At 50.9% G+C, this 24,106-nt stretch carries 21 protein-coding genes; 15 read left to right on the top strand and 6 right to left on the bottom strand.

Annotated elements, in window-relative coordinates; translation table 11 throughout:
* Nucleotides 1-11: 11 nt before the first annotated feature.
* From rbfA to ACS18Q_RS11990, 7 genes are all read left to right on the top strand, one after another.
* Nucleotides 12-407 carry a 30S ribosome-binding factor RbfA gene (rbfA, locus tag ACS18Q_RS12020; RefSeq protein WP_004728952.1) on the top strand — a complete coding sequence of 132 codons (396 nt, stop codon included), beginning with the start codon at nucleotides 12-14 and terminating at the stop codon, nucleotides 405-407.
* Nucleotides 407-1,354 carry a tRNA pseudouridine(55) synthase TruB gene (gene truB / locus ACS18Q_RS12015; RefSeq protein ID WP_004728950.1) on the top strand — a complete coding sequence of 316 codons (948 nt, stop codon included), beginning with the start codon at nucleotides 407-409 and terminating at the stop codon, nucleotides 1,352-1,354. The genes rbfA and truB overlap by 1 nt, the downstream gene beginning before the upstream one ends.
* Before the next feature lie 116 nt (nucleotides 1,355-1,470).
* Nucleotides 1,471-1,740 carry a 30S ribosomal protein S15 gene (rpsO, locus tag ACS18Q_RS12010; RefSeq protein ID WP_004728948.1) on the top strand — a complete coding sequence of 90 codons (270 nt, stop codon included), beginning with the start codon at nucleotides 1,471-1,473 and terminating at the stop codon, nucleotides 1,738-1,740.
* A gap of 284 nt (nucleotides 1,741-2,024) precedes the next feature.
* On the top strand, nucleotides 2,025-4,160 hold the full coding sequence (gene pnp / locus ACS18Q_RS12005) for a polyribonucleotide nucleotidyltransferase (protein ID WP_014204499.1): 2,136 nt from the start codon (nucleotides 2,025-2,027) through the stop codon (nucleotides 4,158-4,160).
* A gap of 112 nt (nucleotides 4,161-4,272) precedes the next feature.
* Entirely contained in the window at nucleotides 4,273-5,190 is a 918-nt protein-coding gene (nlpI, locus tag ACS18Q_RS12000) for a lipoprotein NlpI (RefSeq protein WP_014204500.1), read from the top strand.
* A 114-nt stretch (nucleotides 5,191-5,304) separates the two neighbouring features.
* Entirely contained in the window at nucleotides 5,305-5,715 is a 411-nt protein-coding gene (locus ACS18Q_RS11995; RefSeq protein WP_004728942.1) for a MarR family winged helix-turn-helix transcriptional regulator, read from the top strand.
* 48 nt (nucleotides 5,716-5,763) lie between these two features.
* Nucleotides 5,764-7,098 carry an MATE family efflux transporter gene (locus tag ACS18Q_RS11990; protein ID WP_441257115.1) on the top strand — a complete coding sequence of 445 codons (1,335 nt, stop codon included), beginning with the start codon at nucleotides 5,764-5,766 and terminating at the stop codon, nucleotides 7,096-7,098.
* A gap of 95 nt (nucleotides 7,099-7,193) precedes the next feature.
* Here the strand turns inward: ACS18Q_RS11990 and ACS18Q_RS11985 are convergent, their stop codons facing one another.
* The 3 genes from ACS18Q_RS11985 to ACS18Q_RS11975 form a co-directional block, all read right to left on the bottom strand.
* The gene (locus ACS18Q_RS11985; protein WP_158107741.1) at nucleotides 7,194-8,072 is read right to left on the bottom strand and encodes a U32 family peptidase; all 879 of its coding nucleotides are present in this window, start codon (nucleotides 8,070-8,072) and stop codon (nucleotides 7,194-7,196) included.
* 17 nt (nucleotides 8,073-8,089) lie between these two features.
* Nucleotides 8,090-9,103, bottom strand: a complete 1,014-nt coding sequence (ubiU, locus tag ACS18Q_RS11980) for a ubiquinone anaerobic biosynthesis protein UbiU (RefSeq protein ID WP_441257114.1) — start codon at nucleotides 9,101-9,103, stop codon at nucleotides 8,090-8,092.
* A 107-nt stretch (nucleotides 9,104-9,210) separates the two neighbouring features.
* Nucleotides 9,211-11,256, bottom strand: coding sequence for an EAL domain-containing protein (locus ACS18Q_RS11975; RefSeq protein ID WP_441257648.1), 2,046 nt, complete (start codon nucleotides 11,254-11,256; stop codon nucleotides 9,211-9,213).
* Between the two features lie 209 nt (nucleotides 11,257-11,465).
* Here ACS18Q_RS11975 and ubiT point away from each other — a divergent pair, with 209 nt between their 5' ends.
* The 4 genes from ubiT (at nucleotide 11,466) to rimI (ending at nucleotide 13,525) form a co-directional block, all read left to right on the top strand.
* Nucleotides 11,466-11,993 carry a ubiquinone anaerobic biosynthesis accessory factor UbiT gene (ubiT, locus tag ACS18Q_RS11970; RefSeq protein ID WP_038152678.1) on the top strand — a complete coding sequence of 176 codons (528 nt, stop codon included), beginning with the start codon at nucleotides 11,466-11,468 and terminating at the stop codon, nucleotides 11,991-11,993.
* Nucleotides 11,977-12,483, top strand: coding sequence for a GNAT family N-acetyltransferase (locus ACS18Q_RS11965; RefSeq protein ID WP_004728932.1), 507 nt, complete (start codon nucleotides 11,977-11,979; stop codon nucleotides 12,481-12,483). Before ubiT ends, ACS18Q_RS11965 begins: the two co-directional genes overlap by 17 nt.
* A 191-nt stretch (nucleotides 12,484-12,674) precedes the next feature.
* A complete protein-coding gene (locus tag ACS18Q_RS11960) occupies nucleotides 12,675-13,085 on the top strand; it encodes a DNA polymerase III subunit psi (protein WP_004728929.1) in 411 nt (136 codons plus the stop codon).
* Entirely contained in the window at nucleotides 13,082-13,525 is a 444-nt protein-coding gene (gene rimI / locus ACS18Q_RS11955) for a ribosomal protein S18-alanine N-acetyltransferase (protein WP_004728927.1), read from the top strand. Before ACS18Q_RS11960 ends, rimI begins: the two co-directional genes overlap by 4 nt.
* A 5-nt stretch (nucleotides 13,526-13,530) precedes the next feature.
* Here the strand turns inward: rimI and ACS18Q_RS11950 are convergent, their stop codons facing one another.
* Complete coding sequence (locus ACS18Q_RS11950) at nucleotides 13,531-15,588, bottom strand: putative bifunctional diguanylate cyclase/phosphodiesterase (protein ID WP_004728925.1); 2,058 nt, start codon at nucleotides 15,586-15,588, stop codon at nucleotides 13,531-13,533.
* A gap of 208 nt (nucleotides 15,589-15,796) precedes the next feature.
* On the opposite strand from ACS18Q_RS11950, the gene prfC reads away from it, so the two are divergent.
* Nucleotides 15,797-17,386 carry a peptide chain release factor 3 gene (gene prfC, locus ACS18Q_RS11945; RefSeq protein ID WP_055466548.1) on the top strand — a complete coding sequence of 530 codons (1,590 nt, stop codon included), beginning with the start codon at nucleotides 15,797-15,799 and terminating at the stop codon, nucleotides 17,384-17,386.
* A 107-nt stretch (nucleotides 17,387-17,493) separates the two neighbouring features.
* Here the strand turns inward: prfC and srmB are convergent, their stop codons facing one another.
* On the bottom strand, nucleotides 17,494-18,738 hold the full coding sequence (gene srmB, locus ACS18Q_RS11940) for an ATP-dependent RNA helicase SrmB (protein WP_004728921.1): 1,245 nt from the start codon (nucleotides 18,736-18,738) through the stop codon (nucleotides 17,494-17,496).
* A gap of 91 nt (nucleotides 18,739-18,829) precedes the next feature.
* Nucleotides 18,830-19,549 carry a tRNA1(Val) (adenine(37)-N6)-methyltransferase gene (locus tag ACS18Q_RS11935; RefSeq protein ID WP_441257113.1) on the bottom strand — a complete coding sequence of 240 codons (720 nt, stop codon included), beginning with the start codon at nucleotides 19,547-19,549 and terminating at the stop codon, nucleotides 18,830-18,832.
* A gap of 306 nt (nucleotides 19,550-19,855) precedes the next feature.
* On the opposite strand from ACS18Q_RS11935, the gene brnQ reads away from it, so the two are divergent.
* The 3 genes from brnQ (at nucleotide 19,856) to lysS (ending at nucleotide 24,007) form a co-directional block, all read left to right on the top strand.
* The gene (gene brnQ / locus ACS18Q_RS11930; protein ID WP_004728918.1) at nucleotides 19,856-21,169 is read left to right on the top strand and encodes a branched-chain amino acid transport system II carrier protein; all 1,314 of its coding nucleotides are present in this window, start codon (nucleotides 19,856-19,858) and stop codon (nucleotides 21,167-21,169) included.
* 174 nt (nucleotides 21,170-21,343) lie between these two features.
* Nucleotides 21,344-22,442, top strand: a protein-coding gene (prfB, locus tag ACS18Q_RS11925) for a peptide chain release factor 2 (protein WP_115333250.1) whose coding sequence is annotated in 2 segments (ribosomal slippage) — nucleotides 21,344-21,418 and nucleotides 21,420-22,442 — 1,098 coding nt in all. Because the reading frame shifts where the segments join, the coding sequence is not laid out codon by codon here.
* A 32-nt stretch (nucleotides 22,443-22,474) separates the two neighbouring features.
* Nucleotides 22,475-24,007 (top strand): lysine--tRNA ligase, encoded by a 1,533-nt coding sequence (gene lysS, locus ACS18Q_RS11920; protein ID WP_004728914.1) that lies wholly within the window; start codon nucleotides 22,475-22,477, stop codon nucleotides 24,005-24,007.
* Nucleotides 24,008-24,106 lie beyond the last annotated feature (99 nt).

Here is a 24,106-nt window from a genome sequence, read left to right as displayed (position 1 = left end):
GAGAAAAGAATATGCCAAAAGAATTTAGCCGTACTCAACGTGTGGCACAGCAATTACAAAAAGAATTAGCGATGATTCTGCAACGCGAAGTGCGCGATTCCCGCCTGGGAATGGTGACCATTTCTGACGTAGAAGTGTCTCGCGATCTGGCTTACGCCAAAGTTTTCGTGACCTTCCTGTGCGTGGGTGAGCAAACGCCAGAATCATGCCTGAATGCGCTGCGTGAGCACGAAGTGCACATCCGTATGATGCTGGGCAAACGCATTCGTCTGCGTCTGACGCCAGAGATTCGTTTCCACTACGACAACACCTTGGTGGAAGGCATGCGTATGTCTAACTTGGTGACCGAAGTGGTCAGCCAAGACAAGCAAAAACAAAAAGAATCGGGTCGTGAGGACGAAGAGTAATGGCGCGTCGTCGTAAAGGCCGTGCGATCAACGGTGTGCTGTTGCTAGATAAGTCAACAGGCATTTCATCGAACGACATTTTACAGAAAGTGAAACGCCTGTTTTTCGCCGAGAAAGCCGGACACACCGGTGCGCTGGATCCGCTTGCAACCGGTATGCTGCCGATTTGCCTTGGCGAAGCGACCAAGTTCTCCCAGTTCCTGCTTGATTCCGACAAACGCTATCGCGTGATTGCCAAACTAGGTGAGCGCACCGACACCTCAGACTCTGACGGTGACGTGGTGGAAACACGCCCGGTGCAGGTCGATCGCGAGACTTTGCTGGCCAAGATTGAATCATTCCGTGGCGAAACCGATCAGGTGCCATCGATGTTTTCTGCGCTGAAATATCAAGGACGTCCGTTGTACGAATACGCACGCCAAGGTATTGAAGTGCCACGCGAAGCGCGCAAAATCACCGTGTACGACATCGTCCTGCATCGCTTTGAAGGTGATGAAGTGGAAATGGAAGTGCACTGCTCAAAAGGCACGTACATTCGAACCATCGTTGACGATTTAGGCGAAATGCTGGGCTGCGGTGCGCATGTCACAATGCTGCGTCGCACTGGTGTGGCGAAGTACCCGTACGAAAATATGGTCACATTAGACCAACTCAACGCGATGGTGGAAGACGCCAAGCGTGAAGAGCGCTCGCCTTACGACGTGTTGGATGCGTTGCTGCTGCCAATGGATACCGCAGTGCAGGATTTACCAGAAGTGAATCTGGTGCCTGAACTGGTCCACATGGTGCAACACGGCCAAGCGGTGCAAGTCTTTGGCGCGCCAAGTGATTGCTTCGTTCGTTTGACCGGCGGAGAGGAGAAACTCTTCTTGGGCGTGGGTGAAATGAATGACGATGGCAAAATTGCGCCAAAACGTTTGGTGGTTTACCCGACAGACGCTGAGTAACGGTCTTTTTTGATCTTGTGCGAAGGGGAATAATTCCCTATAATTCGCGCTCCTCGTGTCGGCTGAATCAGAGATTGGCTGACACAAATATAAACTTAACTCTTTAGGAGAGAATTATGTCTCTGAATGCAGAAACTAAAGCAGCAATCGTTGCTGAATACGCACGTGCCGAAGGCGATACTGGTTCACCAGAAGTTCAAGTAGCTCTACTGACTGCTTCTATCAACCACCTGCAAGGTCACTTCAAAGCGCACAAAGGCGATCACCACAGCCGTCGTGGTCTGCTACGCATGGTTTCTAGCCGTCGTAAACTTCTTGATTACCTGAAAGGCAAAGACCTGTCTCGTTACCAAGATCTAATCAAACGTCTAGGCCTACGTCGCTAATCAGTGACTGCATAGTACAGTTTGTTTAAAAAGGGGCTATATGCCCCTTTTTTGTTATCTAAATTTGGCACATCTTTCGCAATGTAGTTTATACTACCCGCCGTCTGACTCGATGGAGTCAGCATTATCTAAACTCAAGGCATTACAGTCACCGTAAGTCGGCCAACAGGTCGCGGCTATTAAAAACCGATTGGGCAATCAGTCCGTTTTTACTAGTCGCGATTGGTGATGTTTTGAGACCTCAATCGATTCATCCAGGTACGCCCTGGAAAAGGAAAAACTCAATGTTTGAAAAACCAGTAGTAAAAACATTCCAGTACGGTAACCACACCGTGACACTGGAAACTGGCGTGATGGCTCGTCAAGCAACGGCAGCTGTCATGGTAACGATGGACGATACAGCAGTATTCGTAAGCGTGGTTGGTAAGAAAGAAGCCGTTGAAGGCCAAGATTTCTTCCCGCTGACCGTAAACTACCAAGAGCGTACTTACGCTGCAGGTAAAATCCCAGGTGGTTTCTTTAAACGCGAAGGCCGTCCTTCTGAAGGCGAAACGCTGACTGCTCGTCTGATCGACCGTCCAATCCGTCCACTGTTCCCAGATGCATTTAAAAACGAAGTTCAAGTGATTGCGACTGTTGTGTCTGTTAACCCAGACGTACAACCTGACATCGTGACCATGATTGGTACTTCTGCTGCGCTAGCGATCTCTGGTATTCCGTTCAACGGTCCTATCGGTGCTGCACGTGTGGGTCACATCGATGGTCAATTGGTTCTGAACCCAAGCAACACTGAGCTGGCAACATCGAAGCTTGACCTTGTGGTTGCCGGTACTGAATCTGCTGTGCTGATGGTTGAATCTGAAGCAGAAGTTCTGTCTGAAGAAGAGATGCTGTCTGCGGTTGTATTTGGTCACGACCAACAACAAACTGTGATCAAAGCGATCAACGAATTCGCAGCAGAAGTTGCGACGCCAGCATGGGATTGGGTTGCGCCAGAAGAGAACACGGCTCTGACGGCTAAAATCGCTGAACTTGCAGAAGCGAAACTGGTTGAAGCATACCAAATCACTGAAAAAATGGCGCGTTATGACCGCATCCACGAAATCAGTGCTGAAGTCAGCGCAACGCTGCTGGCTGAAAACGAAGAGCTGAATCCAAAAGAAATTCACACTATTTTCCATGACCTAGAAAAAACTGTGGTACGTCGTAGCATCATCGCTGGCAACCCACGTATCGATGGCCGTGAAAAAGACATGGTTCGTGCACTAGACGTACGTACTGGCGTTCTGCCACGTACCCACGGTAGTGCGCTGTTTACTCGCGGTGAAACTCAGGCGCTGGTGACGGCGACTCTGGGTACTCAACGTGACGCGCAAATCATCGACGAACTGACTGGCGAGCGAAAAGATCACTTCCTGCTGCACTACAACTTCCCTCCATACTGTGTGGGCGAGACAGGTTTTGTCGGTTCTCCTAAGCGTCGTGAAATTGGTCACGGTCGTCTGGCAAAACGCGGTATTGCTGCAGTGATGCCTTCGATTGATGAATTCCCATACACCGTACGTGTGGTTTCTGAAATCACTGAATCAAACGGTTCGTCTTCTATGGCGTCTGTATGTGGTTCTTCACTGGCGCTGATGGACGCGGGTGTGCCAATCAAAGCATCGGTTGCGGGTATCGCAATGGGTCTGGTGAAAGAAGAAAATGACTTCGTGGTTCTGTCTGACATTCTGGGTGACGAAGACCACCTGGGCGACATGGACTTTAAAGTTGCGGGTACTTCAAACGGTGTGACTGCACTGCAGATGGACATCAAGATTGAAGGTATCACTAAAGAGATCATGCAGATCGCTCTGAACCAAGCAAAAGGTGCACGTCTGCACATTCTGTCGGTCATGGATCAAGCAATCTCTGGTGCTCGTGACGATATCTCTCAATTCGCGCCACGTATCCACACCATGAAGATCAGCGCAGACAAGATCAAAGACGTGATCGGTAAAGGCGGTGCAGTGATTCGTCAGCTGACTGAAGAAACTGGCACGACCATTGAAATCGAAGATGACGGCACCATCAAAATCGCGGCAACTTCAGGTGAGCAAGCACAAGATGCGATCCGTCGTATCGAGCAGATCACCGCAGAAGTTGAAGTGGGTAAGATCTACACTGGTAAAGTGGCACGTCTGGCTGACTTCGGCGCATTCGTTACCGTACTGCCAGGTAAAGATGGTCTGGTTCACATCTCTCAAATCGCTGACAAGCGTATCGAGAAAGTGTCTGACGTTCTGTCTGAAGGCCAAGAAGTACAAGTTAAAGTTCTGGAAATCGACCGTCAAGGCCGTGTCCGTCTGAGCATGAAAGAAGCGGTTGAGAAACCAGCTGAAGAAGCGCCAGCGGCACAAGATGCACCAGCAGCTGAATAAGCCTCACTGGGTTAAAGCGCGATCTGTTTTCGCTTTTTAACGCCAAAGCATGTTATAAAGGGAGCGTCATTCGCTCCCTTTTTTTATGCGGGATACACAGGAGTATCGATTTGTGAAATGGTTTCGAACCGCAACAGCCAGCGTCGCGCTGATGATTTTGGCAGGTTGCGCCTCTCAATCTTCGACCCAAGGTACGCAATGGGTGTACCCACCGATGGCGATTCCGCTACAGGCGAGTGTGCAGCAAGAAGTGCAAATTGCGCGTTTAACGCAACTGCTGCAACGTCCGGATTTGAGCGATGAAGTTCGCGCTAAGATGCTGTTTGAACGCGGCAATTACTACGACAGTGTGGGGTTAAGAGATTTAGCGCGCCTCGATTTTACGCAGTCTCTTTCACTCAATCCGGCACAACCGGATATCTTTAATCTGCTCGGCGTGTATTACACCGAAGCCGGTGAATTTGATGCGGCATACGAATCATTTGATTCAACCTTAGAGCTCGACCCCGAGAATTTTTACGCAGCGCGTAATCGTGCGATTGCACTTTATTACGGCGAGCGTCCCGAGTTGGCGTTGGATGAAATCAACAACCATTACCTGCAAGATCCCAGCGATCCGTTTCGCGCGCTCTGGCTGTATATCATTCAAAGCGAGTTACACCCAGCGCAGGCACGTCAGGATTTGATGACGCGTTATCAGCAACATGATGAACAGTGGGGCTGGGTCTTGGTGGCATTGATGCTCAACCAAGTGTCTGAAGAGCAAGCCTTTAAAGCGGTATTGGCAGCCACACGCGACAACAGCGCGTTGGCACAGCACCTGACAGAAGCTTACTTCTACCTCGGAAAACGCTATCAAATGCAAGGGGATTACGCGCATGCCATCTCTTTGTATAAGCTGGCGATCTCCTTTAACGTGTACGAATACGTGGAACACCGTTACTCATTCATTGAGCTGGGGCGCATCTACCAGCATCTGCGTGATGTGCAAATTGCCAAAGCAAAGGCTGAAGCGCCCTCACTCGATTAACGGCATGAACTCAGTTGTCTTTTCATCAAAGCTGCCCCGCGGGCGGCTTTTTTATTGCCTATGGATTTAAATTTCGGCAAAATAGTTAGCCTTTCTAACTAAATGGTCGTCGGGATGAGTTTAGATATCCAATTAGAGAAACTGGAGCGCTTCACCTCCAAAGTGTGGCGAAAGTACAGCAAAGAAGATCCCATCGCGCAGCTCAGTTTCAATGAATATGACTACTTAAAGGTCATTCAGGGTGCGCAGGAGGCGATTCGACTCACGGATTTGGCCGCGGAGCTCGAAGTGAGTAAACCGTCGGCATCAAACATGGCTAAACGCCTAGAAAGAAAAGGATTGGTGCAACGAACACGATGCAGTGAGGATGCTCGGTCACATCGGTTGTCATTGACCGAACTGGCGGAAATCCATTTGGCATCGGAAGCCAAAGTGTATCAATTGCTGGCTGAACAGGTGTCGCAGCACCTCAGTGACGAAGAGTCATCATGCCTTGATATGTTGTTGAGTAAAGCATTACGTTAATGGCTAACATTAGTTAGCAAAGCTAATAATATAAATGAGTAGTTGAACATGAACACCGCTATCAATCGTCAGTTTCTTCGCTACGCGATTCCAACCGTAGCTGCCATGCTGGTGAATGGTCTTTATCAAGTCGTGGATGGTATTTTTATCGGTCACTATGTTGGTGCGACCGGATTGGCCGGCATCAACGTTGCCTGGCCGGTGATTGGGACCATTTTAGGCGTGGGGATGTTGGTGGGGGTCGGCACCGGTGCATTGGTGTCGATCAAACAAGGGGAAAAAGATCTGCACAGTGCCAAGCGCATTCTGGCGACAGGCTTGTTGACTCTTGTGATGTTGGCGCCAGTCGTGGCGACATTACTGTGGTTTTTTGCCGATGACTTTTTGCGTTGGCAAGGCGCACAAGGGCGCACATTTGAATTGGGCATGCAGTATCTGCAAGTGCTGATCGTTGGCTGCGTGTTTACCCTTGGCTCCATTGCGATGCCGTTTTTGCTGCGCAATGATGACAGCCCCAATTTGGCGACCATGTTGATGGTGGTGGGCGCGCTGTGTAACATCGTGCTTGATTACGTGCTGATCGCATGGTGGCAATGGGAATTAACCGGTGCAGCGATTGCGACGGCCATTTCGCAACTGATCGTCACTGGGCTTGGTTTGAGCTACTTTTTCTCCAAGCGCGCCAAACTGCGTTTAACACGCGCTTGTCTCACCATGGAGTGGCGCTATCTGCCGAAGATTTTTGCCATTGGTGTCTCCAGCTTTTTTATGTACGCCTACGGTTCAACCATGGTGGCGTTACACAACAGCTTGATCATTCAGTACGGCGATGCCGTCATGGTCGGTGCGTATGCCATTTTGGGCTATATCGTCACCGTGTACTATCTCACGGTGGAAGGTATTGCCAACGGCATGCAACCGTTGGCGAGCTTTAATCATGGTGCGCGTCAGTACGATAATATTCGCCGCTTGCTCAAATTGGCGATGAGCATCGCTGTGTTGGGCGGGGTCGTGTTTGTGGTCCTGATCAACCTGTTTCCTGAACAGGTGATTGGTATCTTTAACTCCGATGATCCTCGTTTGATGGAAGGCGCGGTGTTTGCGCTCAAACTGCACATGTTTGCGCTGTTTCTGGATGGTTTTTTGGTGGTGAGTGCGGCTTACTATCAATCGACCAATCATGGGGGCAAAGCGATGTTTGTCACCGTGGGCAATATGTTGGTGCAGCTGCCGTTTTTGTACATGCTGCCGAAACTGTATGGCATTACCGGGGTGTGGATTGCGTTTCCGCTGTCGAACATTGCGCTAACTGCGGTGGTCGCTGTGATGCTGTGGCGTGATGTGTCGCGCTTGGGCAAACCGGGTGCTCCGGCTTACGCCTGACGGCGATCTGTGAGTGAAAAGGCTGAAGAGATCCTTCAGCCTTTTTTCTATCCCTAAACCACCGTCTATGACGGCGGTGATCGTTGTGTGGTGGGTTAGATGTTTTTGACTTCTAGGCCCGCCAGTTGATGCCAGTAGCCGTTGCATTGATGGTTCGCTAGAGGCTGAGGGTGCTGGCCATGCTCGTTCGCTTTAAAGCGGTCGAGATGGCTGAAGGTTTCAACGCCAAGCGGGCTCAGGCGCACCACGTCGACCAATCCTTGCATGGCAGGCAGGTCATTGACCAAGTTGTAGCAGTAACCTGATTGCGTCTGGATGCCGTTCAGATTAAACACCGATTGACCTTCTTGGCTGTGAACTTGAATGCCGGTGGGGTATTTGATGCAACAGGTCTCGCATTCATCTTTGGCGCGATTTTCAGCCCGCGCGGTAAAGCAGCGCGCTGAGTAGGCGAGTGGCAGATAACCGTGGCTGAACACTTCGGTTTCAAACTGACCCCGAATACCCAGCTGTTCGCACTGTGCCAACACGTTCTGGAGCCAATCACGCGACAGTTCTACTGGCATGCACCAACGGGTCATCCCTTGTTTGAGAAACAGCTTCAGGGCGTAAGCGTTGTACGCATTGATGGCCGGACCAACCACAAACGGAATGCCTTTTTCGCTCGCCATTTGAATCGCTGCCATGTCATTGGCTTCGACCGCGAAGTCACCGTTATCAATGTATTTTTTCATCACATTGATTTCGCTGGGGGCTTCGAGCAGCGCCATGGTTGATAACACGACTTGCTTGCCGGCAGCGCTCAGGGCTTGCGCGATTTCCAGCCAGTGTTGCGATTTCATTTCGCGTCGTTTGGAACAGACGGTTTCACCGAGATAAATGATGTCGGCGCTGCTGGCGCACGCTTGCTGATAAAATTGTTCTACATCTTGCTTGGGCCAGAAGTAGAGCAGGGGACCGAGGGCGTATTTCATGGTGTTCTCCACGTCGTTTATTGCCATTGACGGTGATAAGCACCGAGTGTGGTCTGTGTGCCTTCCGAAACGTTAGCCAGCGCTGCATTCCACGCCGCTTCCACTTGATAGCCTTCTGGATTGGCTATGTAACGGTCGATAGCGGCGCGCCAAGTGCGGGTCACTTGTTCAACATACGCCGGGCTGCGCTGACGGCCTTCAATTTTGACTGAGGCCACATTCGCAGCAAACAGTTCTGGCAGCAACGACAAGGTATTAAGGCTCGTGGGTTCTTCCAGCGCATGGTAGCGCTTATGTTCACCGTCGATGTCGGCAATAAAGCGACCTTTACACAGCGTGGGGTAGCCCGCGTTCTCTCCGGCCGAATATTTATCGATCAGGATTTCATTCAAGCGCGATTCCAAACCGGACGCGGTTTCTTGCCAGCGCACGTATTTGGCTGGTGAGCACGCCCCCACGGTATTGGGCGATTCGCCTGTCATGTACGAAGACAAGTAGCAGCGCCCTTCCGACATGATGCACAGGCTGCCAAAAGCAAACACTTCCAATTCGACATCGTGTGGAATATTACGCGAGAGCTGTTTGACCTGATGAATGGAGAGTACGCGCGGCAGAACGACGCGTTTCACGTTGAAGTTCTGCTTGTAGAACTCGACCGCTTTGACGTTGGTGGCCGAGGCTTGCACGGACAGGTGCAACTCTAAGTCTGGGTAGCGAGTGGCGGCGTAATCGAGAATGGCCACATCGGCCACGATCAACGCATCAATGCCCAAATCGGCGGCTTGATCCACCGCACTGCTCCATCGCTCAAATCCATTGGGATGTGCGAAGGTGTTGAGGGCGACGTGAATCTTTTTTCCTTGGTCATGGACATACTGAACGGCTTTATCCAGCTTTTTGCCACTGAAATTCAGGCCCGCGAAGTGACGTGCATTTGTGTCATCTTTAAAGCCGATGTAAACCGCGTCAGCGCCACAATCGATGGCTGTTTTGAGAGCAGGCAAGTTGCCTGCAGGACAGAGTAGTTCCATTGCTCGGGTACTGTTTTCTGAGGACAAGTTCCCGTATTTTATGAAGAATTATGAATATCGGATTTGATGTAAGGCAGGTTTCATTCAATAAAGGAAAAATTACTCACTTAGAGTGATTTACGATGACGGCGATGCTGAGAAAACAGCTCTTCGACTTCATGTTTCGGTTGCGGGCGATAGAAGTGGAAGCCTTGAATCGAATGGCAATTGAGATTGGACAGCAACGTGGCTTGCTGCTGAGTTTCGACCCCTTCGGCCACCACCGTTAAGTTGAGCGATTTACCCAAATTAATGATGTTTTCAATTACCGTCACCTGTTTCGGGAGCGTGTCGATGTCGGTGATAAACGCGCGGTCAATTTTCAGCTCGTCGATCGGAAAGCGTGCCAAATAGGCCAGCGACGAGTAGCCGGTGCCGAAGTCGTCAATCGACAACGAAAACCCCAGTTTCTTAATCGCATTGAGCATTTGCAGCGTGTGTTCGCTGTCGCTCATCACCGCACTTTCTGTCAGCTCAAAGGTGATGCAGTTGGGATCCAGCGCCGTCGTGCGCAGTAACTTCTCAAGATAATCAATCAGTTGTGGGTTACCAAACTGTTCGGGTGAAATGTTAATTGCTACGCGGCCTGGCAGAATGCCTTGTTGTTTCCAGCGTTTGACGGTCGCAAACACATCGCGCATCACCACGCGACCAAGGTGTTCAATCAAGCCGGCTTTTTCCGCCACGGGAATGAAGGCGCCCGGGCTGATGTAGCCTTCAACCGGGTGCTTCCAGCGCACCAATGCTTCCGCGCCATTGATGCTGAAATCACGCGCATTCACTTTCGGTTGGTACCACACTTCCAAGCCATTTTGTTGCAGGGCTTTTTGCAGTTCGATCTCCAGCCACAGGCGCATACGTGCTTCTTTATTCATTTGATCATTGAACTTGATTAAGCGGTTGCGGCCGCGATCTTTGGCTTCGTACATTGCCGTGTCCGCGTTTTGCAGCAGCACGCGCGCGTCGCTACCATCCCCGGGGTAACATACGCTGCCGATTGAACAGGCCAGTCGTTTGCTGAAATGATGCAGATCGAACGGTTGGTTGATGAGCGAAATGATGCGCTCTGCCAGCATTTCGGCGGAGCGATTGTGCTCCGGCTCGGGCAAGATCAAACCAAATTCGTCGCCACCAAGATGACCCAATACCGCGTGAGGCGGCAACAGGCGTTTGAGGCGCGATGACACTTCTTTGATCACTTTGTCGCCAATGTGATGCCCCAACGAATCATTGATGTTTTTGAAGTTATCGATGTCGAGGTAGAGCATGACCAACGGCGTGTCGTTTTGAATCAGGTGTTCTAGGCGTTTGGTAAAGCCCAAACGGTTATACAAACCGGTTAAGGTGTCGATATGCACATCCGTTTGGGTTGTCGCCGAGAGCTGTTTGGTTGCTTGCGACGCATCCTGAATCAGGATCAGTTGTGAGTTGCTGCTGAGCACGCGAGTGGTGCCCGCATTGAGCTGTACTTTCCGCTCAAAGCCGCAGCGAGGGCCGGTCAGGCACACCAAAGGGGCTTCTGAGAGCAACAACCCGATGGGGGTGCTAAATGCCGCTTTGGTTTTTTCGTCAATAAACAGGCTAGAAAGATCTTCACCGAGTAAATCGGAGGTGTCATCCAAGCCAAGCAAACGTGCCGATGATGGGTTCGCGGAAATGATGCAATCGTCTTCCACCAACAGTAAGCCGTCGGGCAGCAGTGTGGTGAGGGTGGAAAACTTGTGTTCGGACTCTTCCAGTGAACGAATGAGAATCTGTTTTTCAGACGTGTCGATGGCGTGAAAAACGACGTATTCGACCTGTTTGTCATTGAGAATGGGCGAGAGCGAAAAGTGCAGACTGGTTTCGAGGTCGAGCTCGTGTAGTGTGACTTCGGCTTCAAGCGTTTCGCCGCGAAACGCACGGTCGTAGTAGGGTTTGAGATGTTGATAAGAGTGTTCGCCCAACACGCTTTTATCGTTCATGCCAACGAGTTCATCTGCTGACAAGCCAGCGATGTCGCAATAGCGCTCATTGACCAGAACATACTGATGTTGGTCATTAAGCAATGCAAAAAAGAACGGACTATGCGACGTAATTTTTGCAAACCAGTGCTGTATATTTTGCGAGGGCATGTGCGAAAGCATCAAGATACTACCAACCGTCCAGAATGCGTACTATTCATTGAAATTGTTACTCAGGCAACAACCATTAACTATAACTTTGATTCCTGCTACTGAAAAGCGACATCAGGGAACTGGTTTTTTGATGCATAACAGGAATTGGCGCAAATACATCCATTATGATGAGACACACTTAATTTAAAAGGTAACGGATAACGCGCGTGATTAACAAGATTCGTACTCAACTAGTTCAAAATGCCGCATCAATTTTGAGATCTCCAATCCACTTATTACCTAAATCTGTGCAAAAAAAAGCCTTGCTGGATGGGCTCAAACTCGCCTTCCACGAAGCCTTGGATGACGGCGACTTCGAATTCCTTGAAGACAAATGGCTCAAGGTCGAAATCCGAGACCTGAATTTACGTTGGTTTATCAGTTATGAGAACGAAAATCTCATCGTTGCAGACAATGTACGCCATGAAGATGTCAGTTTTAGCGGCGATTTAAATGACCTTGTTCTGATCGCGGGCCGCAAAGAAGATCCCGATACCTTATTTTTCCAACGTCGTCTGTCGATTGAAGGGGATACGGAGCTGGGACTGGAAGTCAAAAACTTGATGGACAGTGTGGATTTGGAACAATTACCGAAAGCATTGCAAATTTTACTTCACCAACTGGCCGATTTTGTGCATAAAGGCATGCAAACGCCAAACACACACAATGAGGTACTCAATGCTTATTCGAACTGAAGCTCCAGCGGACATTCTGGCGGTCGACCGTCTGCTTAAAACGGTGTTTGACACCGACGCTGAAGCAAATCTGGTCATGGCATTACGAGAAAACAGTCACCGCACGTTGTCGCTGGTGGCGTGTGATGATGAGGGTGAAGTGGTGGGGCATGCCATGTTCAGTCCGGTATTGCTCAATGGCGAAGACCTCAACTGGCAAGGCTTGGCGCCTTTGGCCGTCAAAGCGGAATTTCGTCATCAAGGGTTGGGCGGCGAGCTGGTGAATGAGGGCTTGGCGTCGCTGGGTGAGTTGGGCTATCCCGCTTGCGTCGTGCTTGGCAACCCAGATTACTACGCGCGCTTTGGTTTTACATCGGCCGAGAAACACGGATTTCATTGTCAATGGGACGTGCCGGCTGACGCATTTCAAATTGTCGCCCTGTGGGACGATGAATTGACCGGCCGCAGCGGTGAGATTCAATACTGTCCGGAATTTGCTGACCTCGCGTAACATGCTTGAGCGCGCTGATCATGCGATGGCCTCAATTCATGCTATGGTTACAACTTATGCGATGGCCACAACGTGAATGCCAAGGAGCCTGACGGCTCCTTTGTTTTTTGTGTCTTTTCGCACACGGCGTCTTGAGTGAATTCAGCGAAGTTTGATAGCATGGCGCGCAATGAATCGACGAGCGAAGCGACATGTCTGACCGCCAACAACACTACTTACACGCCATGGGCATCCAGAGCTGGGATCTGGTACATCCTGAGCGTCTGCAAGGCTATCAGCCCACCTTAGCGCCATTGGACGACGAATGCCGTTTGGTGCTGGTGAGTGACACCTACCCAACGGCTGCGGAAGCGCTGTTGTTTGAACGTGTGTTGAAAAGTTTTCATGTGCCACTTGCAGCGGCGCGTCATGTCTTTCCCCATCAATTGGCGCAGTTGGACCTGAGCGGCTTAGCGTGGATTTGGTTGGCGGGTGTTGAGGTGGATGTGGACACGTCGGCCAACCGGCTGACCTCACCTGCGTTGGCCGACATTGATGGTCATACGCAACATCGCCGTGACTTATGGCAACAAATTTGCTCGTACGGAGCGCAATCTAAATGAGTGTTGAATTTGTACCGATGGCCGCCGAGCATACCGACGCGGTCTATCACATTGAATTGCATGCACACACGCACCCATGGTCAAAAACCATGGTGGGCGATCTCTCCAGCCGCGGTGCTTGTCACTGCGTGATGTTGGTCAGCGGCAAGGTGGTCGGGTATTTCTTTGCTCAAAACATTGTTGGTGAAGTGACGCTGCTCAACATCGCCATTGAACCGGCGCAACAAGGCAAAGGCTATGGCCGTCAACTGGTGACACATTTTCTCGACATGTGCCATGAGCAAGGCGCAGAGAGCGCTTGGTTGGAAGTGCGAGAAAGCAACGCGCGAGCCTACGCCCTTTACACGGATCTGGGGTTTCACGAGATTGACCGCCGCGTGAATTACTACCCGACTGGGCATGGTCGCGAAGATGCGATCATCATGAGCTACATCTGCTAAATAGCTTATTGCAGGCCAATCTGACGCGTCTCGGCGGGCTCCAATAATTGATGATAGTGATGATGACTAAACCGCTGCGCCATCTCTTGGGCCGTCAGCGGTTTATCAAATAGGTAACCTTGAAACTGCTCACAGCCCAACTCCTTGAGCGCGTTGAGTTCAAACGTATCTTCCACCCCTTCAGCAATCACTTCCAACCCCAAACGGCGCGCAATCATGATGATGGTATCGACGATCGCCTGGTCGCTGTCGTCTAGATGCAACTGGGTGACAAACGAACGGTCGATCTTGAGCACATCCACCGCCAGATGTTTCAGGTAACGCAGCGACGAGTAGCCCGTCCCAAAGTCATCAATCGAAATGTTGAGCTGAAACTCTTTCAAACGCGCCATTTTTTCAATCGCGCTTTCGACATTTTCCAGCAGCAGACTTTCGGTGATCTCCAGTTCAATGTGTTCGCCCGTGATCCCCGCTTGTTGCAAGGCGTCGCGAATGTGATCGACAAATGCGTCCTGCGCAAATTGCAGCGGGCTGATGTTGATCGCCAAACGTTGGAACTCCGGCGGTAGCACGCCCTCTTTCTTCCATTGAGCGTATTGATAGCAGGCTTGCTCGATGATCCAATTGCCGATCTGCAAAATTTGTCCGGTTTCTTCGGCGATCGACATGAACGCCCCCGGTGGCAACACACCTTTGTGCGGATGATTCCAGCGAATCAGCGCTTCAACGCCGATGATCTGGTGGTCGAGATTGACCTGCGGTTGGTAGTAAAGCTCGAATTGATTATGGCTCAACGCCTCGTGCAAACCTTTCTCGATTTCCAAAAATGATTCGACCTGCGCCTGCATTTCCGGTTCGTAAAACACATATTTGTTGCGGCCGCTGACTTTGGCCCGGTAGAGCGCGGTGTCGGCTTGGCGCAGCACATCGATGTTGGTGATACCAGCCGATGGAAACATCGAAATCCCAATGCTGACCGAGCAATACAGTTGGTGATCGTCAATCGAATATGGATTGGAGATCAACGCGAGTAACTGCTTGGCGACGTTCTCGACGCGCTCGCTGTCCAAAGCGGGGATCAGCACCACAAACTCATCGCCCCCAATGCGCGCGGCAATATAATCCTGTTTTGCCCACGCTTGCAGGCGCGTGGCGATGGCTTTGATCAACTTGTCGCCGATGGTGTGGCCCAAGGAGTCATTGATGGTTTTGAAGCGATCCAGATCGAGATAGAACAGCACGCCGCTGTGTTGATCGTGTTGGGCAAGATCGATGGATTTACTCAGCATTTGCAGCAACAGGCTGCGGTTTGCAAGCCCGGTTAACGTATCGTAGTAGGCGAGCTGATTGAGTTTGGCTTCGGCCAGTTCGCGCTCATGCCACAAGGTGTGAAATGACGACGCCAGTTCACTCAGCTCGCTTTCTTGATGAATCAACGGCGGCGACAGGTTGTGCGGCCGGTCGGGCAGCGACCGTACCCAGTTGATCAGCGTGGTGATCGGCAACGACAGCTTGCGATAGAAAAAGATCAGCAAAATGGTGGTGAGCAGCACGTTGCGCAGCAGGTCGAACATCAGCACGCGGGTTGTTTTCGCCAAAAAGGCTTCGGCAATGGAGGTGCCGTTGATAGAAAAACTTAAGGTCCCGATCACCACATTGGAGTTGGGCTGGTGCAAATCGGCCTGAAAGGTTGGGACATCGGGCGTTAAGTAACGCGAAAGTAGTTGAATAAACGCGCCTTGCGCTGCCACATTGCGTTCCATGCGCGCTAAATCATCCCCAAAGTCATCGACAATCGAGACGCGGTAAATCGCTGGATCGGCCATCAAGCTGGTGGCGACCTGTTCTGCCAACAGATGATTCAAATGATACGCCGCTTGGCTGGCGTTGTTGTAGCTTTGAATCAGCTTGAAATGATAGTGCTCTTCAATGCGTCCTTGTTCCTGATGTAGGTCGACCAGCGTATGATAGAGGCTGAAACAAAAGCCCAATAGCACAGAGACCAGAAAGACGGTCTTGGCTTGGCGAAACGCTAATGAGTGAATCTGTTTGAGTTTGGTCATAGAGGTTGAGCATTCCCTGTTCTTCCTTATCAGTTATAGTCCATAATTCGAGAGAAATTAAAGGCCAAGTCAAAACTCAGCTTTTCTGTGTTGCGTGTCTTAAAGTTGCTCCCGAGGCCAAGATCAGAGAGAATACCGCGCAAATTTGAACCGAAAGGCTAAGGTCTGGCTGCATGCCGCCCTTTAGCATCAAGAGAAGATCCGTTTCATGTCTACTACTCCTTTTTTAGGCGAAGTTTCTAAGCGTCGAACTTTCGCCATTATCTCGCACCCGGATGCGGGTAAAACCACCATCACTGAAAAAGTGTTGTTGTTCGGACGCGCAATTCAAACGGCCGGTTCGGTCAAAGGCCGTGGTTCTGCTCAGCACGCGAAATCAGACTGGATGGAGATGGAAAAAGAACGGGGCATCTCGGTCACCACCTCTGTGATGCAGTTCCCTTACCGCGATGCGCTGGTGAACCTACTGGATACCCCGGGACACGAAGACTTCTCTGAAGATACGTACCGTACGTTGACGGCAGTGGACTCGTGCCTGATGGTGATTGATGCGGCAAAAGGTGTCGAAGATCGAACCCGTAAGCTGATGGAAGTTACCCGTCTGCGTGATACGCCAATCGTGACGTTCATGAACAAATTGGATCGTGACATTCGCGACCCAATGGAATTGCTGGATGAAGTGGAAAACGAACTCAGCATCGCGTGCGCGCCCGTGACATGGCCAATCGGCTGTGGGAAAGAGTTCAAAGGCGTGTACCACATTCATCGTGATGAAACGGTGCTGTACGCGACCGGCCAAGGCCACACCATTCAGGAAGAGCGCATTGTTAAAGGCTTGGATAACCCAGAGCTGGATACGCACATCGGTGAGGATCTGGCGAGCCAACTGCGTGAAGAGCTGGAGCTGGTGCTCGGCGCATCACACGAGTTTGATCGCGAGCTGTTCCTGAAAGGTGAACTGACGCCAGTCTTCTTTGGTACGGCACTGGGTAACTTCGGTGTGGACCACATGCTAGACGGCCTGACCGAGTGGGCGCCTGCGCCACTGCCGCGTGCGGCGAACGAGCGTCAAGTCGAAGCGACCGAAGAAAAATTCAGTGGTTTTGTGTTTAAGATTCAGGCCAACATGGATCCGAAACACCGCGACCGTATCGCGTTCATGCGTATCGTATCCGGCACCTACAAGCAGGGCATGAAGATGAACCATGTTCGCTTGGGTAAACAGGTGAGCATTTCCGATGCGGTGACCTTCATGGCTGGCGACCGCTCACGCGCTGAAGAAGCGTTTGCGGGTGACATCATTGGCCTGCACAACCACGGTACGATTCAAATTGGTGACACCTTTACCCAAGGTGAATCACTGAAATTCTCCGGCATTCCTAACTTTGCGCCAGAGCTATTTCGTCGTATTCGCCTCAAAGATCCATTGAAGCAGAAACAGCTGCTCAAAGGTCTGGTTCAGTTGTCAGAAGAAGGTGCGGTGCAGGTATTCCGTCCACTACAAAACAACGATCTGATCGTGGGCGCAGTCGGTGTGCTGCAGTTTGATGTGGTGGTGGCGCGTCTCAAATCAGAATACAACGTGGAAGCGATTTACGAAGGTGTGAACGTTGCGACGGCGCGCTGGGTTGAATGCGGTGACGTGAAGAAATTCGAAGAGTTCAAGCGCAAGAACCAAAGCAACTTGGCGTTGGATGGTGGGGACAACCTGGCGTACATTGCGCCAACCATGGTGAACCTCAACCTCGCGCAAGAACGTTCGCCGGAAGTGACCTTCCGCGCCACACGCGAGCACTAAGCGAGTGGATGCCTGACTGCGCGGCAATGCTGGCGCAGTCTTCATGGCGATGACGCAATAAAAAAGCCGATGCAATGCATCGGCTTTTTCTATCTTTGCGGGCAGAATTATTTTTTCTTCTTGCCGCTGCTTTTCTTACCGGCGGTTTTTTTCACGGCCGTTTTTTTCTTGCTGTCGTCTTTTTTCTTTTTCTTAAACACGGGTTTTTTGTGTTTAGGACGCATGCCATCGACATAGCGCTCTTTGATGTCTTCTTTCAGGTAGCGCGCTACGCGATCCATCATCGGTTGGTCGTGGGCTTCTACCAGCGAAATCGCGATGCCTTTTTTACCGGCGCGCGCCGTACGACCGATGCGGTGCAGGTACACATCTGCGCTGCGAGGCAGGTCAAAGTTGATCACGTGGCTGACATCCGGTACGTCGATACCGCGCGCGGCAACGTCGGTCGCCAGCAGTATGTTCACGCTGCCGTCACGGAAGCGGCTAATTGCGTTATTACGGCGATCTTGCGGCATTTCACCTTGAATCCACGAACAAGCAATTTGTGCGCTTTCGAGCACTGCACGAACTTCCGCCAGACGCTCACGTGTCTTGAAGAACACGATCGCACGCTCGGATTGCTGCGTCAGAATCGCTTTCAGCAGCTCCAGTTTGTGGTTCATGTCGTCGGCACGGTGATACCACTGAGAAATCTTTTTGCGTTCGCGACGTGGCGGCTCAGCGTTGACTTCGGCTGGCTCTTTGAGCAGGTCAGCGGTAAAGCCTTCTACGCCACGACCTTCCAACGTTGCTGAGAACAGCATGGTCTGTTTACGCCAGCGACATTCCGCCGATAGGCGATCGACCACCGGGCCAAAGCCCATGTCTAGCATGCGGTCCGCTTCATCCAAGATCAGCCATTCAATTGCGCGGCAGTCAAAGCGTTCTGCTTCGATGTACTCCAGCAAGCGACCTGGTGTTGCCACCACGATGTCTTGCGTGGTCGCCAGAATGTCGGCGTGTTCTTGATACTGCACGCCGCCGGTGATGGTGAAAATATTCAGCTTGGTGTATTTCGCCAGTTCACGTGCTTGTTCGGTAATCTGCATCGCCAGTTCACGGGTTGGCGTCAGAATCAGAATACGAGCTGGGCCAGCTTTCTTCCGTGGAAAGTCTTGCAGGAACTGCAGTGCTGGAATAACGAACGCGGCAGTTTTACCGGTGCCGGTCGGAGCGGATGCCAATACATCTCTGCCGTCCAGGGCGTGGGGAATCGCTTCGGCTTGAACTTGAGTTGGGCGTTCGAAGCCCATTTCCTCGATCGCTTCAAGAAGATTTGGGTCCAGTTCTAGGTCAGCAAAGGTTTTGATCACTATTATTTACTCCGCGAGCGCTGGGCTGATCAGTCTAAATTAAAGGGCGCACATTATAGATGGATCATCGGCCAGATCACATCTTTAATTTCTACATCTTGAGATAAAAAGCACGCGTTAAGGCGATAAAGTCTGCACTGTAGGTGGTGCCTTCTTGAATTATGAGTGTACTCAATTGGCTGGAGCACGGCTCTCTTTGTAGCTCAAACAATAGGCGGTGTACAGGTTTACGCGCCGAAGGTTGCACGTTGCAACGTCGCGCCAGAAACCAACCTTGCTGCTCGGCTTGAGCAATGAATTGTTCCCCCTCAACGGCAGGCAAGATCAGACTGGCGGTGCCGAGAGGCGTCAGCAAGCGCGCCATTGCTTGCAGTAAGTCACCATGATTTAAGCGGTCGGTGTGTCGCGCGGTGGCGCGCTGCGCATGCTGCGACTGTTGGCCGTCATTGAAATAGGGCGGGTTACAGATGATCGCCTCGACGGGTGTGTTGAGCTGGGTTTGAAGAATGTTTTGCTGCGCCACCTGGATGCGATTGGCCCATGGGGAGTGCGTCACGTTGTGGCTGGCGGCATGAAACGCGTGTTCATCGATATCGACAGCTGTGATGGTCGCTTGTGGAAATCGCTGCGCGCACATTAAGGCCAGCAAGCCGGTGCCTGTACCGATATCGAGAATGTGCTGCGGCGAGGTGGCAAACGCCCACGCGCCCAACAAAACGCCATCGGTGCTGACGGGCATGCCGCTTTGGCCCCCTTCAATGGTAAATTGCTTAAATTTGAAGCCTTTAGTCTTTAACGTGCTACTTTTCATGAAAATATCGATTTCTGTTTAACTTGAAGTAATTCTGTCTGTTGTTATTTTATTGTTTGGATTTTTGTTCTGGTTGTTGTCAATTTGTGGGCTGAGTTGATCGAAATATCGTTCTATCTATTTTTTAACAAATAGTGATTTTCACTGCTTTTTTCTTATAGTTGCAAATTAATGTGGTGTTTTTTGCTTTGCTATTGCGAAATATCGATGGTTTCGTCATTATTCGCCCCCTAATTTAAGGTTGGGGACGTCGGATCTCCACCGGATGCACACACAACATTCATGACATTTTAATAAGGGTTATCTGTGAAGCAGACGTTAAAACTAACAGATATTGCCGCTTTAGGCTTTATGCTTTTCGCGTTCTTCTTGGGCGCTGGGAACATCATTTTTCCACCATTGGCCGGCCAGATGGCGGGCGAAAACTTGATGCCGGCCATGGGCGGCTTCCTGCTCACGGCTGTGGGTCTTCCTTTGGTGGCTATCATTGCTGTGGCGATTGCGGGCGGTAGCTGGCAACACCTCACCAAAGACTTACCCGTCAAAGTGGCCACGTTGATCGCGGTGCTGATTTTTATCATTATCGGCCCAGCTTTTGCGGCGCCGCGTACTGGCCTCGTGGCGTATGAAATGGCGGTGAGCCCGCTGTTTGCTGAAACTTCGCAAATGCACCTGACTGCGTTCTCCGTGCTGTTTTTTGTTGTGGCGATGTTCTTCTCTTGGTCACAAGGCCGTTTGATTGACCTGATTGGTAAACTGCTAACCCCTGCGCTGTTTATCGGCTTGATCATTTTGGCTGTTGGCGTATTTATGGACCCGCAAGGCGCGTGGATGCCGGCATCTGGCCCGTATGCCACCCAGCCATTCACCAAAGGTTTCTTGGAAGGTTACAACACCATGGATACTTTGGCGGCACTGATGTTCGGTATGCTGATTGTGGATGCGATGCGCAGTAAAGGTATCACTGAATCCCGTGCAACCACTAAATACCTGATTAGCTCGGCCTTCATTGCGGCCGCTGGTTTGGCATCGGTGTACATCTCGCTGTTCTACTTGGGCGCAACCAGCTCGGTGATTGCCGGCGGTGCGGACAACGGCGGCTTTATTCTGAGCCAATATGTCCAAGCGCTGTTTGGCCCTTACGGCCAAGTGGTTCTGTCGACCATCGTTTTGTTGGCGTGTCTGACCACGGCGATTGGCCTGATTTCTGCGTGTTCAGAGTACTTCAGCTCGGTGACCAAGATTCCTTACCACACGTGGGTCATCATCAACGGTGTAGCGTGCGCGGTCATCGCGAACGTGGGTCTGGCACAACTGATTTCGCTGTCGATTCCAGTGCTGGTGGCGCTGTACCCTGTGGCGATTGTGCTGGTTCTGCTGGCATTTGTGCGTCACAAATTACCGAATCCACAAGCTGCGTTTCGCGTGGTGACTTTGGTTGCGTTCCTATTTGCGTTGATCGACGCCGCCAAAGTGGTTGGTGCCGACATGTCATTCTTTGACGTGCTGCCTCTGTTTGATGTGGGCATGGGGTGGGTACTGCCGACCTTTGCTGCACTGATTTGCATGTTCTTCGTGGCGACCTCTGTACAGGATGAGCTGCAGCACGAAACGGTGTAATCGCTCGATTCAAAGTGAAGGCGGATGAGGTATCATCCGCCTTTTTTATTTGGGCAGAATTTCTGCCTGAAGCGCGAAAAACCCTGCGCAGTGAGGCGAATTTTTCCTGTATCTTCATCACATTTTTCAGTAGAATTCTGCGGTTAAATTCTATTCATAAAGTCAAAATCAAACATGTTTGAAATCAATCCAATTAAAAACCGTATTCAGGATGTGTCAGAGCGCACGAACGTCCTGAGGGGGTATCTTTGACTATGACGCCAAAAAAGAGCGTCTAGAAGAAGTCAACGCAGAACTTGAACAACCGGATGTGTGGAACGAACCTGAGCGCGCGCAAGCGCTGGGTAAAGAACGTTCTTCTCTAGAAGCGGTTGTGGAAACCATTGACCAACTCGACCAAGGTGTGGATGACGTTGAAGGTCTCTTGGAGCTGGCGGTGGAAGCCGAAGACCAAGAAACATTTGACGAAATTGGCCCTGAACTGGAAGAACTGGAAAGTAAGCTGGCGAAGCTGGAATTCCGCCGTATGTTCTCCGGTGACCACGATTCGTCAGATTGCTACCTTGATCTGCAAGCCGGTTCTGGTGGTACAGAAGCGCAAGACTGGACATCCATGATGTTGCGTATGTACCTGCGCTGGGCCGATGCGAAAGGCTTCAAAACGGAAGTGATTGAAGTGTCGGAAGGCGATGTAGCGGGCCTGAAATCGGCGACCGTTCGCATCGTGGGCGACTACGCTTACGGTTGGTTGCGTACCGAAACCGGTGTTCACCGTTTAGTTCGTAAGTCACCTTTTGACTCCGGTGGTCGTCGCCATACGTCATTTGCGTCTGCGTTTGTTTACCCAGAGATTGATGACAACATTGCCATCGACATTAACCCAGCGGATCTGCGCATCGACGTTTACCGCGCTTCGGGTGCCGGTGGTCAGCACGTGAACACCACGGAATCTGCGGTACGTATTACCCACCTTCCAACCAACACCGTTGTGCAGTGTCAGAACGACCGCTCTCAGCACAAAAACAAAGATCAAGCGATGAAACAGCTTCGTGCGAAACTGTTTGAACTTGAGCTGCAAAAGCAGAATGCTGAGAAACAAGCGAATGAAGACGCGAAATCGGACATCGGCTGGGGTAGCCAAATCCGTTCATACGTGTTAGATGATTCACGAATCAAAGATTTACGTACCGGCGTTGAAAACCGCAATACACAAGCGGTTCTTGACGGTGACTTAGACAAATTTATCGAAGCTAGCCTGAAATCAGGTCTTTAAGCTTTTTACCGACAAAACAGGGTACATGCAAAATGACTGATGCTGTTCAAAACGAAACGAATCAAGAGCAAATCGCGCAAGAAGAAAACAAACTGATTGCAGAGCGTCGCAGCAAGTTAGAGCACATTCGTAAGGGTTGTAAGGCGAACGGTCACCCAAATGACTTCCGTCGTGACAGCCTCGCGGGTGATCTGCAAGCTGAGTTCGGTGAAAAGACCAAAGAAGAACTGGAAGCGCTGAACCACATCGTGGCGATCGCGGGTCGTGTGATGGCGAAACGTGGTCCATTCCTGGTGATTCAGGAAACCTCGGGTCGCATTCAGGCTTACGCTGCAAAAGATGTTCAAAAAGAACTGAAAGAGAAATACCAAGGTCTGGACATCGGTGACATCATCGGTGTGAAAGGCGCACTGCACAAATCAGGCAAAGGCGACCTGTATGTGAACATGGAAGAGTACGAACTGCTGACCAAAGCACTGCGTCCTCTGCCAGAAAAATTCCACGGCCTGACTGACCAAGAAATGCGTTACCGTCAACGTTACGTTGACCTGATCGTCAACGAAGACTCACGCAAAGCATTCATCATCCGTTCTAAGCTGGTCGCGGCTATTCGTAACTTCATGAGCTCAAAAGGCTACTTGGAAGTTGAAACGCCAATGATGCACGTGATCCCGGGTGGTGCATCTGCACGTCCATTCATCACACACCACAACGCACTGGACATCGACATGTACCTGCGTATCGCACCAGAGCTGTACTTGAAACGTTTGGTTGTGGGTGGGTTTGACCGTGTGTTTGAAATCAACCGTAACTTCCGTAACGAAGGTCTGTCACCTCGTCACAACCCAGAATTCACCATGATGGAATTCTACCAAGCGTACGCGGACTACAAAGATCTGATGGATCTGACTGAAGAGATGCTGAGCACGGTTGCGATGAACGTTCTGGGTTCAACGTCAATGCCTTACGGTGATGAAATGGTTGAATTTGGTGGTCAGTACGCGCGCATGAGCATGCTCGATGCGATCAAACACTACAACCCAGACCACGCAGAGATCCAAGCGCTGGATTACGACAAAGTTCAAGACCGTGAGCACATGGTGGCGATCGCGAAATCAGTGCATGTGGAAGTGGAACCGTTCTGGACATGTGGTCAGTTGCTGGAAGAGATCTTCGGTGAAACCGCAGAGCCTAAACTGATTCAGCCAACGTTTATCACCGGCTACCCAGCGGATATCTCGCCTCTGGCCCGTCGTAACGATGATTTCCCATTCATCACTGACCGTTTCGAGTTCTTCATCGGCGGCCGTGAAGTGGCGAACGGCTTCTCTGAGCTGAACGATGCAGAAGACCAAGACGCACGCTTTAAAGCGCAGGTTGAAGCGAAAGATGCAGGTGATGACGAAGCGATGTTCTACGATGCAGACTACATCACTGCACTGGAACACGGCCTACCACCAACGGCTGGTCAAGGCATCGGTATCGACCGTCTGGCGATGCTGTTTACCAACTCGCACACCATCCGTGACGTGATCCTGTTCCCAGCAATGCGCCCTCAGGCTTAATTGCTAAATTAGTTATTAAAAGCCGCCATTTATGGCGGCTTTTTTTATTTATTCAGTAATAGGTTCCAAAAATGAGGGGGTATCCCTGCTATTTATTTG

This window comes from Vibrio sp. Vf1514, assembly GCF_052076135.1.
Taxonomy (GTDB): domain Bacteria; phylum Pseudomonadota; class Gammaproteobacteria; order Enterobacterales; family Vibrionaceae; genus Vibrio; species Vibrio furnissii.
This window is presented reverse-complemented; position numbering and strand designations above follow the sequence as displayed.

Coding starts and splice junctions, on each gene's coding strand:
- rbfA (WP_004728952.1), top strand. CDS start 12: ATGCCAAAAGAATTTAGCCGTACTCAACGTGTGGCACAGCAATTACAA.
- truB (WP_004728950.1), top strand. CDS start 407: ATGGCGCGTCGTCGTAAAGGCCGTGCGATCAACGGTGTGCTGTTGCTA.
- rpsO (WP_004728948.1), top strand. CDS start 1,471: ATGTCTCTGAATGCAGAAACTAAAGCAGCAATCGTTGCTGAATACGCA.
- pnp (WP_014204499.1), top strand. CDS start 2,025: ATGTTTGAAAAACCAGTAGTAAAAACATTCCAGTACGGTAACCACACC.
- ACS18Q_RS11995 (WP_004728942.1), top strand. CDS start 5,305: ATGAGTTTAGATATCCAATTAGAGAAACTGGAGCGCTTCACCTCCAAA.
- ACS18Q_RS11990 (WP_441257115.1), top strand. CDS start 5,764: ATGAACACCGCTATCAATCGTCAGTTTCTTCGCTACGCGATTCCAACC.
- ACS18Q_RS11985 (WP_158107741.1), bottom strand. CDS start 8,072: ATGAAATACGCCCTCGGTCCCCTGCTCTACTTCTGGCCCAAGCAAGAT.
- ubiU (WP_441257114.1), bottom strand. CDS start 9,103: ATGGAACTACTCTGTCCTGCAGGCAACTTGCCTGCTCTCAAAACAGCC.
- ACS18Q_RS11975 (WP_441257648.1), bottom strand. CDS start 11,256: ATGCCCTCGCAAAATATACAGCACTGGTTTGCAAAAATTACGTCGCAT.
- ACS18Q_RS11965 (WP_004728932.1), top strand. CDS start 11,977: ATGCTTATTCGAACTGAAGCTCCAGCGGACATTCTGGCGGTCGACCGT.
- ACS18Q_RS11960 (WP_004728929.1), top strand. CDS start 12,675: ATGTCTGACCGCCAACAACACTACTTACACGCCATGGGCATCCAGAGC.
- rimI (WP_004728927.1), top strand. CDS start 13,082: ATGAGTGTTGAATTTGTACCGATGGCCGCCGAGCATACCGACGCGGTC.
- ACS18Q_RS11950 (WP_004728925.1), bottom strand. CDS start 15,588: ATGACCAAACTCAAACAGATTCACTCATTAGCGTTTCGCCAAGCCAAG.
- prfC (WP_055466548.1), top strand. CDS start 15,797: ATGTCTACTACTCCTTTTTTAGGCGAAGTTTCTAAGCGTCGAACTTTC.
- ACS18Q_RS11935 (WP_441257113.1), bottom strand. CDS start 19,549: ATGAAAAGTAGCACGTTAAAGACTAAAGGCTTCAAATTTAAGCAATTT.
- lysS (WP_004728914.1), top strand. CDS start 22,475: ATGACTGATGCTGTTCAAAACGAAACGAATCAAGAGCAAATCGCGCAA.